Here is a 13,122-nt window from a genome sequence, read left to right as displayed (position 1 = left end):
ACAGGAGAGCCGCCCCATGCCCCTGCCCGACATCGGCCGCAGAACCGTCCTCGGCGCGGCCGCCGCGGCCGCCCCCGCGCTGCTCGCACTGCCCGCCCCCGCCTCCGCCGCCCCCAAGTCGCCCAGGAAGCCGCGCCTCCTCCCCGGTGGCGGCGACCTGGGCCCCGACGTGCTGGTCTTCGACCCGTCCACCCCGGACATCCAGGCCAGGCTGGACGAGGTGTTCGCGCGGCAGGAGTCGGCCCAGTTCGGCACCGGCCGCTACGCGCTGCTGTTCAAGCCCGGCACGTACCACGGCCTCAACGCCCGGCTCGGCTTCTACACCTCCATAGCGGGCCTGGGCCTGTCCCCCGACGACACCGTCATCAACGGCGACGTGACGGTCGACGCCGGCTGGTTCGGTGGCAACGCCACGCAGAACTTCTGGCGGTCGGCGGAGAACCTGGCCCTGGTCCCGGCGAACGGCACCAACCGGTGGGCGGTGGCCCAGGCGGCGCCCTTCCGCCGGATGCACGTGCGCGGCGGCCTCGACCTGGAGCCCACCGGCTACGGCTGGGCGAGCGGCGGCTACATCGCCGACAGCCGGATCGACGGCCAGGTGGGCCCGTACTCGCAGCAGCAGTGGTACACCCGGGACAGCGCGATCGGCAGCTGGCTCAACGGCGTGTGGAACATGGTCTTCTCGGGCGTCGAGGGCGCCCCCGCGCAGAGCTTCCCCAGCCCGCCGTACACCACCCTCGACACGACCCCGGTCTCCCGGGAGAAGCCCTTCCTGTACGTCGACGGCGCGTCCGCCTTCCATGTGTTCCTGCCGGCGAAGCGCACCCACGCCCGCGGTGTCACCTGGGGCAACGGCACCCCGCGGGGCACCTCGCTGCCGCTGTCGCGGTTCTACGTCGCCCGGCCGGGCGTCACCGCGGCCACCCTCAACCAGGCCCTCGCGCAAGGGCTTCACCTGCTGCTGACGCCGGGGATCTACCACCTGGACCGGCCGATCCAGGTCAACCGCCCCAACACCGTGGTGCTGGGCCTGGGTTACGCGACGCTCGTCCCCGACAACGGCGTCACCGCCCTGCGCGTCGCCGACGTCGACGGCGTGCGCCTGGCGGGGTTCCTCGTCGACGCCGGACCGGTCAACTCCCGGACACTGCTGGAGATCGGGCCGCAGGGCGCCTTCCGGGACCACTCGGCCAACCCCACCACCGTCCAGGACGTGTTCGTCCGCATCGGCGGCGCGGGCCCCGGCAAGGCCACCACCAGCATGGTGATCAACAGCCGGCACACCATCGTCGACCACACCTGGGTCTGGCGCGCCGACCACGGCGACGGCGTCGGCTGGGAGACCAACCGGGCCGACTACGGCATCGTCGTCAACGGCGACGACGTGCTGTGCACGGGCCTGTTCGTGGAGCACTTCAACAAGTACGACGTGCAGTGGTACGGCCAGCGCGGGCGCACGATCTTCTTCCAGAACGAGAAGGCGTACGACGCCCCGAACCAGGCGGCGATCCAGAACGGCCCGGTGAAGGGCTACGCCGCCTACAAGGTCGGCGACCACGTCACCGCGCACGAGGGCTGGGGACTGGGCAGTTACTGCTACTACAACGTCGACCCGACCATCGTGCAGCACCACGGCTTCGCCGCCCCCGACACCCCGGGCGTGCGCTTCCACGACCTGCTCGTGGTCTCGCTGGGCGGCAACGGCCAGTACGAGCACGTGATCAACGAGACGGGGGCTGCGACGTCGGGCACGTCGACCATGCCGTCCACCGTGGTGTCGTACCCGTGAGCCGACGGCGGCCCCGCCCGCGTGGGGCGGGGCCGCCGTCGGTCACCGTGCCGGTGCCGGCGCGTAGCCGGTGGGGCGGGCGGTGAAGGTGCCGCGGCCCTGGGTCCGGCTGCGCAACCGGGTTGCGTAGCCGAAGAGTTCGGCCAGCGGCACCGTCGCCGTCACCACCGCCGAGCCCGCCCGGGTGAGCGAGCCCGAGACCCGGCCGCGGCGCGCGGCGAGGTCGCCGAGGACGGCGCCGACGGCGTCCTCGGGGACGCTCACCGTGACCTCCGCGACCGGTTCGAGGAGGACCATCGCGCAGGCGCGCAGGGCCTCGCGCAGCCCCAGCCTGCCCGCGGCGCGGAAGGCGGTGTCCGAGGAGTCCTTCACGTGCGTCGACCCGTCGGTGAGGGTGACGCGCAGCCCGGTCACCGGATGCCCGGCGAGCGGCCCCTCGCCGAGGGCCTCCCGGCAGCCGGCCTCCACGGCGCGCACGTACTCCTGCGGCACCCGCCCGCCGACGACGGCCGAGCGGAACGCGAATCCCTCGGCCAGCGGCTCGACATCGAGGACGACATGGGCGAACTGCCCTGCCCCGCCGTCCTGTTTGACGTGCCGGAAGACGAAACCGGTCACCCCGCGGCCCACGGTCTCGCGGTGACTGACCGCGGGACGGCCGACGTCGACCTCCAGGCCGTACCCGCGCCGCAGCTGCTCCGCCGCGACCTCCAGGTGCAGTTCGCCCATGCCCGACAGCACCGTCTGCCCGGTCTCGGCATCCGTGCGGACGACCAGTGCGGGGTCCTCCTCGGTCAGCCGTGCCAGCGCCGAGGCCAGCCGGTCGGTGTCGGTGGACCTGCGGGCCTCGACGGCGACCGAGACCACCGGCTCGGTGACGCCGGGCGGTTCCAGCACGAGCGGGGCGCGCGGGTCGCACAGCGTCGAGCCGGCCCGGGCCGACTTCAGCCCGACCACGGCGACGATGTCCCCGGCCAGCGCACGGTTCACCTGGGTGTGGCGGTCGGCCTGGACCCGCAGGATGCGCCCGATCCGCTCGCTGCGGCGCGCGCCCGCGTCCCACACGGTGTCCCCCTTCCCGATCGTTCCCGAGTAGATCCGTACGTACGTCAGCCGTCCGGTCGGCGTGGCGTTCACCTTGAACGCCAGCGCCGCGAACGGCGCCGCCGGGTCGGCTGCCCGCTCCTGCTCCGTACCGTCGTGTCCGCCCCGTACGGCGGGGACGTCCAGCGGCGAGGGCAGGTAGGCCACGACGGCGTCGAGCAGGGGCTCGATGCCGCGGTTGCGGTAGGCGGAGCCGCAGAGCACCACCACGCCGTCGCCGCTGCGGGTCAGGTCGCGCAGGGCGGCGGACAGGGTGCCGGCGGACAGCTCGTCGCGGCCCACGAACTCCTCCAGCGCCGCCGGGTGCAGTTCGGCGACGGCCTCCTCCAGCAGCCTGCGGCGCCGCCGCGCCTCCTCGCGCAGGGCATCGGGCACCGGCACGTCCTCGGGCGAGTCGCTGCCCTCGGCCCAGACCAGCGCCCGCATGCGCAGCAGGTCGACGACACCGGTGAAGCGGTCCTCCGCGCCGATGGGCAACTGGACGACCAGCGGCGCCGGATGCAGGCGTTCCCGGATCGAGGCGACGGCCTCGTCGAGGTCGGCGCCCGCCCGGTCCAGCTTGTTGACGAACGCGATCCTCGGCACGCCGTGCCGGTCGGCCTGCCGCCACACCGACTCGCTCTGCGGCTCCACGCCCGCGACCGCGTCGAACACGGCGACGGCGCCGTCGAGGACCCTGAGCGAGCGTTCCACCTCGGCGGCGAAGTCGACGTGGCCCGGCGTGTCGATCAGGTTGATCCGGTGACCGTCCCAGGCGCAGCTGACGGCCGCCGCGAAGATGGTGATGCCACGGTCGCGCTCCTGCGGGTCGAAGTCGGTGACGGTGGTGCCCTCGTGGACCTCGCCGCGCCGGTGCGTGGTGCCGGTGGCGTACAGGATGCGTTCGGTGACGGTGGTCTTGCCGGCGTCGACGTGGGCGAGGATGCCGAGGTTGCGGACGAGGGTGAGCGTGTTGACGTTGGTGCGCACGGCCCAGGGCCTTTCGAGCGAGGTGAGCAGGGCAGCGCGATTCCCCGGACGACGACGGAGCGGGTGTGCTTCTCAGACGTGCGTCACGGGCATCCGGTACCGGCCGCGCAGCGGGCACCGGACGGCCGAGGACACCAGGATCACCTCGTACCGCGAGGAGGGGACGACGACGGCGGTGCGCTCACGCACGGCTCGGCCCCCCTCTTGATCGGTCTCGGTCGCTCTCACTGTAGGGAAACCGGGCGGGCCGGGCACCGCATTTTCCTCCCGGGCGGAGAGGGGGTTGCTCCTGCCCGCGAGGGTGTCCTTCGACCGGCATTCCGGCTTCAGCTCGCCAACATCCGGATGCCAGACGCCTCCCCGCACCAGGGCTCACCTTCATCGCGGCCGTCAACAGCCCCTGCGTGGGCGGCGGTTACGCCGTACGCCTCTCACCGCGCGGGCTCCCCGAGCGGTACGCCGGGTCCAGTCGGCCAGTTCCGCCCAGCGGCATCGCGCCGCCGGGCAGGACGTACTCGCCGAGGACGGTCATCAGCACGGACCGCGCACTCGTCTCCCCGGCCTCCCGGCGCCTTCACGGGCCGCCAACGGCGTCCGGGCCGGCCGACGCGAGGTCGGACGGCCCGGACGGGTGGGTCAGCTGATCGGCGGGGCGATCAGGCGATGTCGAAGCGGTCGGCGTTCATGACCTTGTTCCACGCGGCCACGAAGTCCTTCGCGAACTTCTCCTTGGCGTCGTCGCTGGCGTACACCTCGGCGACGGCGCGCAGTTCGGAGTTGGAGCCGAAGACCAGGTCGACCCGGCTGCCGGTCCACTTCAGCTCGCCCGTGGCGCGGTCGCGGCCCTCGAAGGTCTCCGCGTCCTCGGAGGTCGGCTTCCACTCCGTGCCCATGTCGAGCAGGTTGACGAAGAAGTCGTTCGTCAGGGCCTCGGGCGTCGAGGTGAGCACGCCGAGCTGGGACTTCTGGTAGTTCGCGCCGAGCACGCGCAGGCCGCCGACGAGGACGGTCATCTCGGGCGCGGACAGGTTCAGCAGGTTGGCGCGGTCGAGCAGGAGGTACTCCGACGGCAGCCGGTTGCCCTTGCCGCGGTAGTTGCGGAAGCCGTCCGCGGTCGGCTCCATCGCGGCGAAGGACTCGACGTCCGTCTGCTCCTGCGAGGCGTCCATCCGGCCCGGGGTGAACGGGACCTCGATCTGGACGCCGCCGTTCTTGGCGGCCTGCTCGATGCCCGCGGCACCGGCGAGCACGATCAGGTCGGCGAGGGAGATCCTCTTGCCGCCGCTCTGGGCGCTGTTGAAGGACTCCTGGACGCCCTCCAGGGTGCGCAGCACCGTGGCGAGCTCGTCGGGCTCGTTGACCTCCCAGCCGCGCTGCGGCTCCAGGCGGATGCGGGCGCCGTTGGCACCGCCGCGCTTGTCGCTGCCGCGGAACGTCGAGGCCGACGCCCACGCGGTGGTGACCAGCTGGGAGACGGTGAGCCCGGAGTCGAGGAGCTGCCGCTTGAGGGCGGCGACGTCCTCGGCGTCCACGAGCTCGTGGTCCACGGCCGGGATCGGGTCCTGCCAGATCAGCGTCTCCTGCGGCACCAGCGGGCCGAGGTAGCGCTGGATGGGGCCCATGTCGCGGTGGGTGAGCTTGAACCAGGCGCGGGCGAAGGCGTCCGCGAACTGGTCGGGGTTCTCCAGGAAGCGGCGGGAGATCTGCTCGTAGACCGGGTCGAAGCGCAGCGACAGGTCGGTGGTGAGCATGCGCGGCTCACGCTTCTTCGACGCGTCGTCCGCCTCCGGCACGGTGCCGGCGCCGGCACCGTCCTTCGGGCGCCACTGGTTGGCGCCGGCCGGGCTCTGGAAGAGCTCCCACTCGTACTTGAACAGCGTCTCGAAGAAGCTGTTGTCCCACTGGGTCGGGGTGGGCGTCCAGGTGACCTCCAGGCCGCTGGTGATCGCGTCGGCGCCCTTGCCGGAGGCGTAGGAGCTCTTCCAGCCCAGGCCCATCTCCTCCAGCGGGGCGGCCTCGGGCTCGGGGCCGACGAGCTCGGCCGGGCCGGCGCCGTGGGTCTTGCCGAAGGTGTGGCCGCCGGCGATCAGCGCGACGGTCTCCTCGTCGTTCATCGCCATGCGGCGGAAGGTCTCGCGGATGTCGCGGGCCGCGGCGAGCGGGTCCGGGTTGCCGTTGGGGCCCTCGGGGTTGACGTAGATGAGGCCCATCTGGACGGCCGCGAGGGGGCTTTCCAGCTCACGGTCGCCGGAGTAGCGCTCGTCGCCGAGCCAGGTGCGCTCGGGGCCCCAGTAGACGTCCTCGTCGGGCTCCCACACGTCGGCGCGGCCGCCGGCGAAGCCGAACGTCTTGAAGCCCATGGTCTCCAGGGCACGGTTGCCCGCGAAGATCATCAGGTCGGCCCAGGAGATCTTGCGGCCGTACTTCTTCTTCACCGGCCACAGCAGACGGCGCGCCTTGTCCAGGTTGCCGTTGTCCGGCCAGCTGTTGAGCGGGGCGAAGCGCTGCATGCCGGCGCCGGCGCCGCCGCGGCCGTCGTGGATGCGGTAGGTGCCCGCACTGTGCCAGGCCATACGGATCATGAGGGGGCCGTAGTTGCCGAAGTCGGCCGGCCACCACTCCTGCGAGTTCGTCAGCACCTCGTCGACGTCCCGCGCCAGGGCGTCGAGGTCCAGGGTCTGGAACTCGGCGGCGTAGTCGAAGTCGCCGTCCATGGGATCGGAGGCCGGCTGGTGTTTGCGGAGGATCGCCAGGTTGAGCTGGTTCGGCCACCAGTCACGGTTGCTGCCGCCCTCGGTCGGGTGGCTGAAGCGCCCCATGTGGACGGGGCAGCCGCCCGACTCTTCCTCGTTGATGTCGCCCACTACGGCGTCGTGGTCAGCCACGGGAATCCTCCCTGGTCAAAGGGTGTGCTCAGAAACTGGTGGGGGTGGAACAGCCGGGACACTGGCCCCAGTAGACGACCTCGGCCTCGTCGATCACGAAGCCCTGGTCGTCGGACACGGTCAGACAGGGCGCGGCACCGACGGCGCAGTCCACGTCGACGATGGCCCCGCACGAACGGCACACGAGATGGTGGTGGTTGTCCCCGACCCGCGCCTCGTAGCGCGCTGCGGAGCCGGGCGGTTCTATGCGCCGGAGCAGACCCGCCGCGGTCAGCACGCGCAGCACGTCGTAGACCGCCTGGTGGGAGACGCCACCGAGGTCTTCGCGCACGACGCCGATGATCGAGTCGGTGTCGGCGTGCGGATGACCGTGCACCGCGGAGAGCACCGCCATCCGAGGGCGCGTCACGCGCAGCGCGGCCTCGCGCAGCATGCGCTCGTAGTCCGTGGTTCCGGTCACACGCCGCAGTCTTGCTCCTTTTCTGGAACCAATCAAGTTCTGGAACGGATCGAGTGGAAGGGGCCGGATCTGTTCGACCACCGGAACCGGTGTGTACACCGGTCATTCGTCTGAGGGGCGCGATTACGCGAAGGGCCTCACCGGTCGGGCACAAGTTCGCCATAGTGGGTCCATGGGCACCACGACCGAGATAGTGCTGCGCGACCTGCGGGGCACCGTCGTCGGACACCTGCGCTTCCGCGCCTGCGAGGCATGCCGCACGGGCCGGATCATGGATGTGTGGATACGGGACTCACGGCAGCGCCAGGGTCTCGGCAGGGGGCTGGTCCACACGCTGCTCGGCCGCTATCCGGGCCATCGCTGGAGCACGACGCTGCAGACGGGCGCGGGGCGGTCCTTCTTCTCGGCGCTCACGGACGAGACGTCGGTGCCGTTCCCGCAGGGCGGCCCACTGTGCGAGCACCTGGCCGGCCGCCTCACCCGCGCGTGGCACCGCGCGATGGGTTGGCGAACCGTGTCCGGACACGCGAAAGACCCCTGCTGAACAGGGGTCTCCGACTGAACTGGTGTCCGAGGGGGGACTTGAACCCCCACGCCCGATAAAGGGCACTAGCACCTCAAGCTAGCGCGTCTGCCATTCCGCCACCCGGACGAGGTGTCCGCCGCCTTGCCGGGAGTGTTCCCCGCGGCGACACGGACAACAATACCAAGGTTTCGCAGTGCCTTTCACCTGCGTATCCGTCGGCCGGTCAGCGTGCCGGACCGTCCTCGGCGACGAGCACCCGCAGGGCCCTGACCAGGGCGGCGGCCGTCTCCTCGTCGAGCGGGGCGAGGAAGCGCCGCTCGACGAGGAGGCGTGCCTTTTCGGCCTGCCGCAGACACTCCTCGCCCTCGGGGGTCAGCTCGACGATGTTCCTGCGCCGGTCCCGCGGGCTGCGCCGGCGCCGCACCAGGCCGTGGTCCTCCAGGCCGTCGATCAGCGCCACCATCGTGGTCCGGTCGACGCCGAGCCGCGTGGCCACCTCCACCTGCGACAGCGGCTCCTCCCCCGAGAGCACCACCAGGACGGCCAGCTCGTGGCCGTCCACTCCGTACGGGGCGAGGGCCTCGGCCGACTTCCGGGCCAGCTTGGCCTGCGCGTGCTTGAGGAGGTAGCCGAGCCGGTTCTCCAGCGGCACGGGTCTCACGTCTGCTGCCATGTTCCGAACTGTAGCCGCGACTGATCGTCAGCTTGGCTGATGATTTAGTACGCTGACGGCCATGACGACTGGGAAACCCGTGCCGCCGGTGCGCTTCGGCATCAAGACCACCCCCATGCACGTGCCGTACGAGGACATCCGCCGCGTCTGGCGGGAGGCGGACGCCGTGCCGGAGATCGAGGACGCCTGGCTGTGGGACCACCTGCTGCCGGTCGCCGGGCCCGCCGACGGCGCGGTCCACGAGGGCTGGACCCTGCTCAGCGCGCTCGCCGCGCAGACCGAACGGCTGCGCCTGGGGCTGCTGGTGACGAGCAACCGGATCCGCCCGCCGGCCCTGCTGGGCAAGATGGCGTCCACCGTGGACGTGATCTCCGGCGGGCGGCTGGTGATGGGGCTCGGGGTCGGGGGCACGCACCAGCCGCCGGGCGCGGGCGGGATCGCGGGACCGAATCCGGCGATCGCGGAGTACGAGGCGTACGGGCTGACGCTGGTGCCCCCGGCCGAGGGGATCGCGCGGCTGGCGGAGACGGTCGAGATCCTGAAGCTGATGTGGACGCGGGACGTCTTCGACTACGAGGGCCGCCACCACCGGCTCAGGGGCACACTCAACGAGCCCAAGCCGGTCCAGCGTCCCGGCCCGCCGCTGCTCGTCGGCGGCTGGGGCACCCGGCTGCTGCGGCTGGTCGCCGAGCACGCCGACATCTGGAACGTGCCCGGGCCGCCGCACAACAGCGTGGAGTTCGTCGCCGAGCGCGGCCGGGTGCTGGACGCGCACTGCGCCGAACTCGGGCGCGATCCGCGGGAGATCACCCGGTCGGTGCAGGTGCTGGTGGCGTACGACGACCCGGCGGCGACGCGGGCGACGGTGCGGGCCCTCGTCGACGCCGGGGTGAACCACGTCGTGCTGAGTCTGCCGCGGCCCTATCCGGTGGGCGTGGCGGCATGGCTGGCCGAGGAGGTGATCGCCGGGTGGCGTACGGCGGATGCGGGCGCCGCCCGGCCCCCCGTCACGGCATGAGGTGGTAGTCGGGGAAGTTGCCGGGCAGCCGCTCCCCCGCCGGGCCCTGGGTCACCGCGCGCACCAGCAGCTCGCCGCCGACGAACGCGCCCCGCCAGGACGCGCCGAACCCGCCGAACAGCTCGTCGCGGTCGCCGCGGGAGCGCGGCGTGCCGTGGCCGACCTTGAAGGCGCGGATCTGCGGGGCCAGCCGCTCGAAGGTGGCCCGGTCGTCGGTGGACAGGGTGGCCACCAGCGCGCCGTTGGAGGCGTTCATCGCGGCCAGCAGCTCCGCCTCCGTGTCGACCAGGACGATCGTGTCGACCGGGCCGAACGGCTCCGCGTGGTGCAGCGGGGAGGACGGCGGCGGGCCCAGGAGCGTGACCGGCTGGACGTAGGCCGAGGTGTCCTGGCCGGGCAGGAACCGGGCCTCGTCCTCGCTGCCGCGGTGCAGCGGGACGGCGCCGCGGTCGACGGCCTCGGCGACCTGGTCGCCGAGCTCCTTCGCCTTGGCCGCGTTGATGACGGGCCCGAAGTCCAGCTCGGGGCAGGGGTCGTCGGGGTGCTCCACGGCCAGCGGATGGCCGACCCTGAGCGTGCGCACCGCCGGGAGGTACGCCGCCAGGAACCGGTCGAACAGCTGGCGCTGGACGACGAAGCGCGGGTACGCCGTGCAGCGCTGCTTGCCGTAGTCGAAGAGCTTGGGGATCACCGCCGAGAGCGCGTCCCAGTCGGAGTGGTTCCAGATGCCCCAGGTGTTGAGTCCCTCCTGTTCAAGGATGTGCCGCTTGCCGAGGTCGGCGACGGCCGTGGCCACCGCGGCGCCGGTGTCGCGGCCGCCGACGAAGGAGACGCAGCCGATCTCGGGCGCCCGCACCAGCGCCCTCGACAGCTCGCCCCCGCTGCCGCTGACGAGGGTGACAGGGAGCCCCTCGCGAGCGGCCAGCGCGCAGGCCAGGGTCAGACAGGCGACGCCGCCGTCGGTCGGGGTCTTGGCGATGACCGCGTTGCCCGCCAGCACCTGTACCAGCATGGCGTGAACGAGCACGCTCATCGGATAGTTCCAGCTGGCAATGTTGGACACCGGGCCGTCCAGCGGGACCCGGCCCGCGGTCATCTCGTCGATGCCGTCGACGTACCAGCGCACGCCGTCGATGGCCCGGTCGACGTCCGCCTGCGCCAGGCGCCAGGGCTTGCCGATCTCCCACACCAGCAGCAGGGCGAGCAGGGTGCGGTGTTCGGTGAGGGCGTCGAGGGTGGCCGCGACCCGGGCGCGGCGCTCTTCGAGGGGCACGTGCCGCCAGGCGCGGTGCTGGTCGAGCGAGGCGCGCACGGCCTGGTGGGCGGTGGCCGAGTCCAGGCGCGGCGGGCCGGCGACGGGGCTGCCGTCGACGGGGCTGGTGGCGGGCAGCGCCCGGCCGTCGGCCCGCCAGGCGGAGTCCCACAGGTTGAGGACGCGGTCGTCGCGGAAGGCCTCGGGGGCCACGGCCAGGCAGCGCTGCCAGGCGTCGGTCCAGGACGTGCCGGATTTGAGGGTGAGGGTGGATGCCATTCGGATGCTCCGCTTCCGGTGCACGGTCGGGGGCGGGGTGGGCATGGCTCACGTCAACTATGAGTGACCGGCGGCTGCTCCGCGAGACGGGCGAGTACGAGTCGCGCCGTCTCGGTCGGTGTGCTTCCCACGCGCACCCCCACCGCCTCCAGCGCCTCTTTCTTCGCCCGCGCGGTGCCCGAGGAGCCGGACACGATGGCGCCGGCGTGCCCCATGGTGCGGCCCTCGGGCGCGGTGAACCCGGCGATGTAGCCGACGACGGGCTTGGTGACGTGCTGGCTGATGTACGCGGCCGCGCGTTCCTCCGCGTCGCCGCCGATCTCGCCGATGAGGACGATCAGTTCGGTGTCGGGGTCGTCCTGGAAGGCGGCGAGGCAGTCGATGTGGCTGGTGCCCACCACCGGGTCGCCGCCGATGCCGACGCAGGTGGAGAAGCCGATGTCGCGCAGTTCGTACATGAGCTGGTAGGTGAGGGTGCCCGACTTGGAGACGAGTCCGATACGGCCGGGCTTGGCGATGTCGGCGGGGATGATGCCCGCGTTGGACTGACCCGGGGTGATCAGCCCCGGGCAGTTGGGGCCGATGACGCGGGTGTCCCTGCCCTTGGCGTACGCGGTGAAGGCGACGGTGTCGTGGACCGGGATGCCCTCGGTGATGACGACCGCGAGCGCGATGCCGGCGTCGGCGGCCTCGGTGACGGCCGCCCGGGCGAAGGCGGGCGGCACGAAGACGACGGTGACGTCGGCGCCGGTGGCGTCGACGCCCTCGGCGACCGAGCCGAAGACGGGCACGGCCCGGTCGTCGAAGTCGACGGTGCGGCCGGCCTTGCGCGGATTGACGCCGCCGACGACGTTCGTGCCGGCGGCGAGCATGCGCCGGGTGTGCTTCATGCCCTCGCCGCCGGTCATGCCCTGGACGAGGACCTTGCTCTCCTTGGTGAGGTACACGGCCATGTCGGGCTCCTTCAGCCGGCGGTGGTGGCGAGTTCGGCGGCGCGGCGGGCGGCGCCGTCCATGGTGGTGGCCTGCTCGACCAGGGGGTGGGCGCGCCCGTCGAGGATGGCCCGGCCGCGGGCGGCGTTGTTGCCGTCCAGCCGCACCACCAGCGGCTTGGTCAGCCGCACGCTCTCCAGGGCCTGCACGATGCCGTCGGCGACCGCGTCGCAGGCGGTGATCCCGCCGAAGACGTTGACGAAGACCGACTTCACGGCCGGGTCGGAGAGGATGACGGACAGCCCGTCCGCCATGATCCGGGCGGAGGCGCCGCCGCCGATGTCGAGGAAGTTGGCGGGCCGCGCGCCGCAGCCGGCGACCACGTCGAGGGTCGACATGACGAGGCCGGCGCCGTTGCCGATGACGCCGACCTCGCCGTCCAGCTTCACGTAGTTGAGGCCCTTGGCCGCGGCGGCCGCCTCCAGCGTGTCCCCGTGCTCCACCTCGTCGGCGCCCCAACGGGCCTGCCGGAAGCGGGCGTTGTCGTCGAGGGTGACCTTGCCGTCGAGGGCGAGGATCCGGCCCTGCCGGGTGCGCACCAGGGGGTTCACCTCGACGAGCAGCGCGTCCTCGCGCACGAGCACCTGCCACAGCCGCATGAGGACGTCGGCCGTCCGCGCCGGCAGCCCCGCCGCCTCGGCGATCTCGCCCGCCTTCGCCGAGGTCACTCCCTCGGCGGGGTCGACGGGGACGCGGGCGACGGCCTCGGGCCGGCCGGCTGCGACCTCCTCGATCTCCATGCCGCCCTCGGCGGAGGCGATGGCGAGGAAGGTGCCCGCCGCGCGGTCGAGGACGTAGGAGACGTAGAACTCGCTGTCGACGTCGACGGGTTGGGCCAGCATCACCTTGCCGACCCGGTGTCCCTTGATGTCCATGCCGAGGATCTGGCGTGCCGTGAGCTCCGCGGCGGCCGGGTCGGCGGCGAACTTCACCCCGCCCGCCTTGCCGCGTCCACCGGTCTTCACCTGTGCCTTGACGACGACCCGGCCGCCGAGCCGGCGGGCGATCTCGCGGGCTTCCTTGGGCGAGTCGGTGACCTCGGCCCTTGGCACCTCGATGCCGTGTTCCTCGAAGAGTTCCCTTGCCTGGTGTTCGTACAGGTCCATTCCGGCTCCTGTCTCGAAAGTGCCGCACGCCCCCTGGACACCACCCACCGGATGCGGGATAACAAGCTT

Annotated in this window: 10 protein-coding genes and 1 tRNA gene; 3 read left to right on the top strand and 8 right to left on the bottom strand. The window is 72.3% G+C overall.

The window, feature by feature from the left end; translation table 11 throughout:
• The first annotated feature begins 16 nt into the window (after window positions 1–16).
• Entirely contained in the window at window positions 17–1,789 is a 1,773-nt protein-coding gene (locus ACYF6T_RS09530; RefSeq protein WP_461695099.1) for a coagulation factor 5/8 type domain-containing protein, read from the top strand.
• Between the two features lie 42 nt (window positions 1,790–1,831).
• On the opposite strand, the gene fusA is transcribed toward ACYF6T_RS09530, so the two are convergent.
• From fusA to ACYF6T_RS09515, 3 genes are all read right to left on the bottom strand, one after another.
• Window positions 1,832–3,862, bottom strand: coding sequence for an elongation factor G (gene fusA / locus ACYF6T_RS09525; protein WP_461695097.1), 2,031 nt, complete (start codon window positions 3,860–3,862; stop codon window positions 1,832–1,834).
• 656 nt (window positions 3,863–4,518) lie between these two features.
• Window positions 4,519–6,747: a catalase/peroxidase HPI gene (gene katG, locus ACYF6T_RS09520; RefSeq protein WP_461695096.1), complete on the bottom strand. Its 2,229-nt coding sequence runs from the start codon at window positions 6,745–6,747 to the stop codon at window positions 4,519–4,521.
• A 28-nt stretch (window positions 6,748–6,775) separates the two neighbouring features.
• Entirely contained in the window at window positions 6,776–7,180 is a 405-nt protein-coding gene (locus ACYF6T_RS09515; protein WP_461695186.1) for a Fur family transcriptional regulator, read from the bottom strand.
• 199 nt (window positions 7,181–7,379) lie between these two features.
• Here ACYF6T_RS09515 and ACYF6T_RS09510 point away from each other — a divergent pair, with 199 nt between their 5' ends.
• Window positions 7,380–7,751 carry a GNAT family N-acetyltransferase gene (locus ACYF6T_RS09510; RefSeq protein WP_461695094.1) on the top strand — a complete coding sequence of 124 codons (372 nt, stop codon included), beginning with the start codon at window positions 7,380–7,382 and terminating at the stop codon, window positions 7,749–7,751.
• A 20-nt stretch (window positions 7,752–7,771) separates the two neighbouring features.
• Here ACYF6T_RS09510 and ACYF6T_RS09505 read toward each other — a convergent pair.
• Both ACYF6T_RS09505 and ACYF6T_RS09500 read right to left on the bottom strand, forming a co-directional pair.
• Window positions 7,772–7,859, bottom strand: a tRNA-Leu gene (locus ACYF6T_RS09505).
• A 97-nt stretch (window positions 7,860–7,956) separates the two neighbouring features.
• Window positions 7,957–8,406 (bottom strand): MarR family winged helix-turn-helix transcriptional regulator, encoded by a 450-nt coding sequence (locus ACYF6T_RS09500; RefSeq protein WP_461695092.1) that lies wholly within the window; start codon window positions 8,404–8,406, stop codon window positions 7,957–7,959.
• Window positions 8,407–8,467: 61 nt separating this feature from the next.
• Here ACYF6T_RS09500 and ACYF6T_RS09495 point away from each other — a divergent pair, with 61 nt between their 5' ends.
• Entirely contained in the window at window positions 8,468–9,424 is a 957-nt protein-coding gene (locus ACYF6T_RS09495; protein WP_461695091.1) for an LLM class flavin-dependent oxidoreductase, read from the top strand.
• Here the strand turns inward: ACYF6T_RS09495 and ACYF6T_RS09490 are convergent.
• Genes ACYF6T_RS09490 through sucC form a run of 3 tightly spaced genes read right to left on the bottom strand, consistent with a single transcriptional unit; the run spans window position 9,414 to window position 13,053 of the window.
• Window positions 9,414–10,955 (bottom strand): aldehyde dehydrogenase family protein, encoded by a 1,542-nt coding sequence (locus ACYF6T_RS09490; RefSeq protein WP_461695089.1) that lies wholly within the window; start codon window positions 10,953–10,955, stop codon window positions 9,414–9,416. The genes ACYF6T_RS09495 and ACYF6T_RS09490 overlap by 11 nt on opposite strands.
• A gap of 53 nt (window positions 10,956–11,008) precedes the next feature.
• Window positions 11,009–11,908 (bottom strand): succinate--CoA ligase subunit alpha, encoded by a 900-nt coding sequence (gene sucD, locus ACYF6T_RS09485; RefSeq protein ID WP_461695087.1) that lies wholly within the window; start codon window positions 11,906–11,908, stop codon window positions 11,009–11,011.
• Window positions 11,909–11,919: 11 nt separating this feature from the next.
• Window positions 11,920–13,053 carry an ADP-forming succinate--CoA ligase subunit beta gene (gene sucC, locus ACYF6T_RS09480; protein WP_461695085.1) on the bottom strand — a complete coding sequence of 378 codons (1,134 nt, stop codon included), beginning with the start codon at window positions 13,051–13,053 and terminating at the stop codon, window positions 11,920–11,922.
• Window positions 13,054–13,122: the final 69 nt, after the last annotated feature.

The sequence above is a fragment of the Streptomyces sp. 7R007 genome (assembly GCF_054850255.1).
This window is presented reverse-complemented; position numbering and strand designations above follow the sequence as displayed.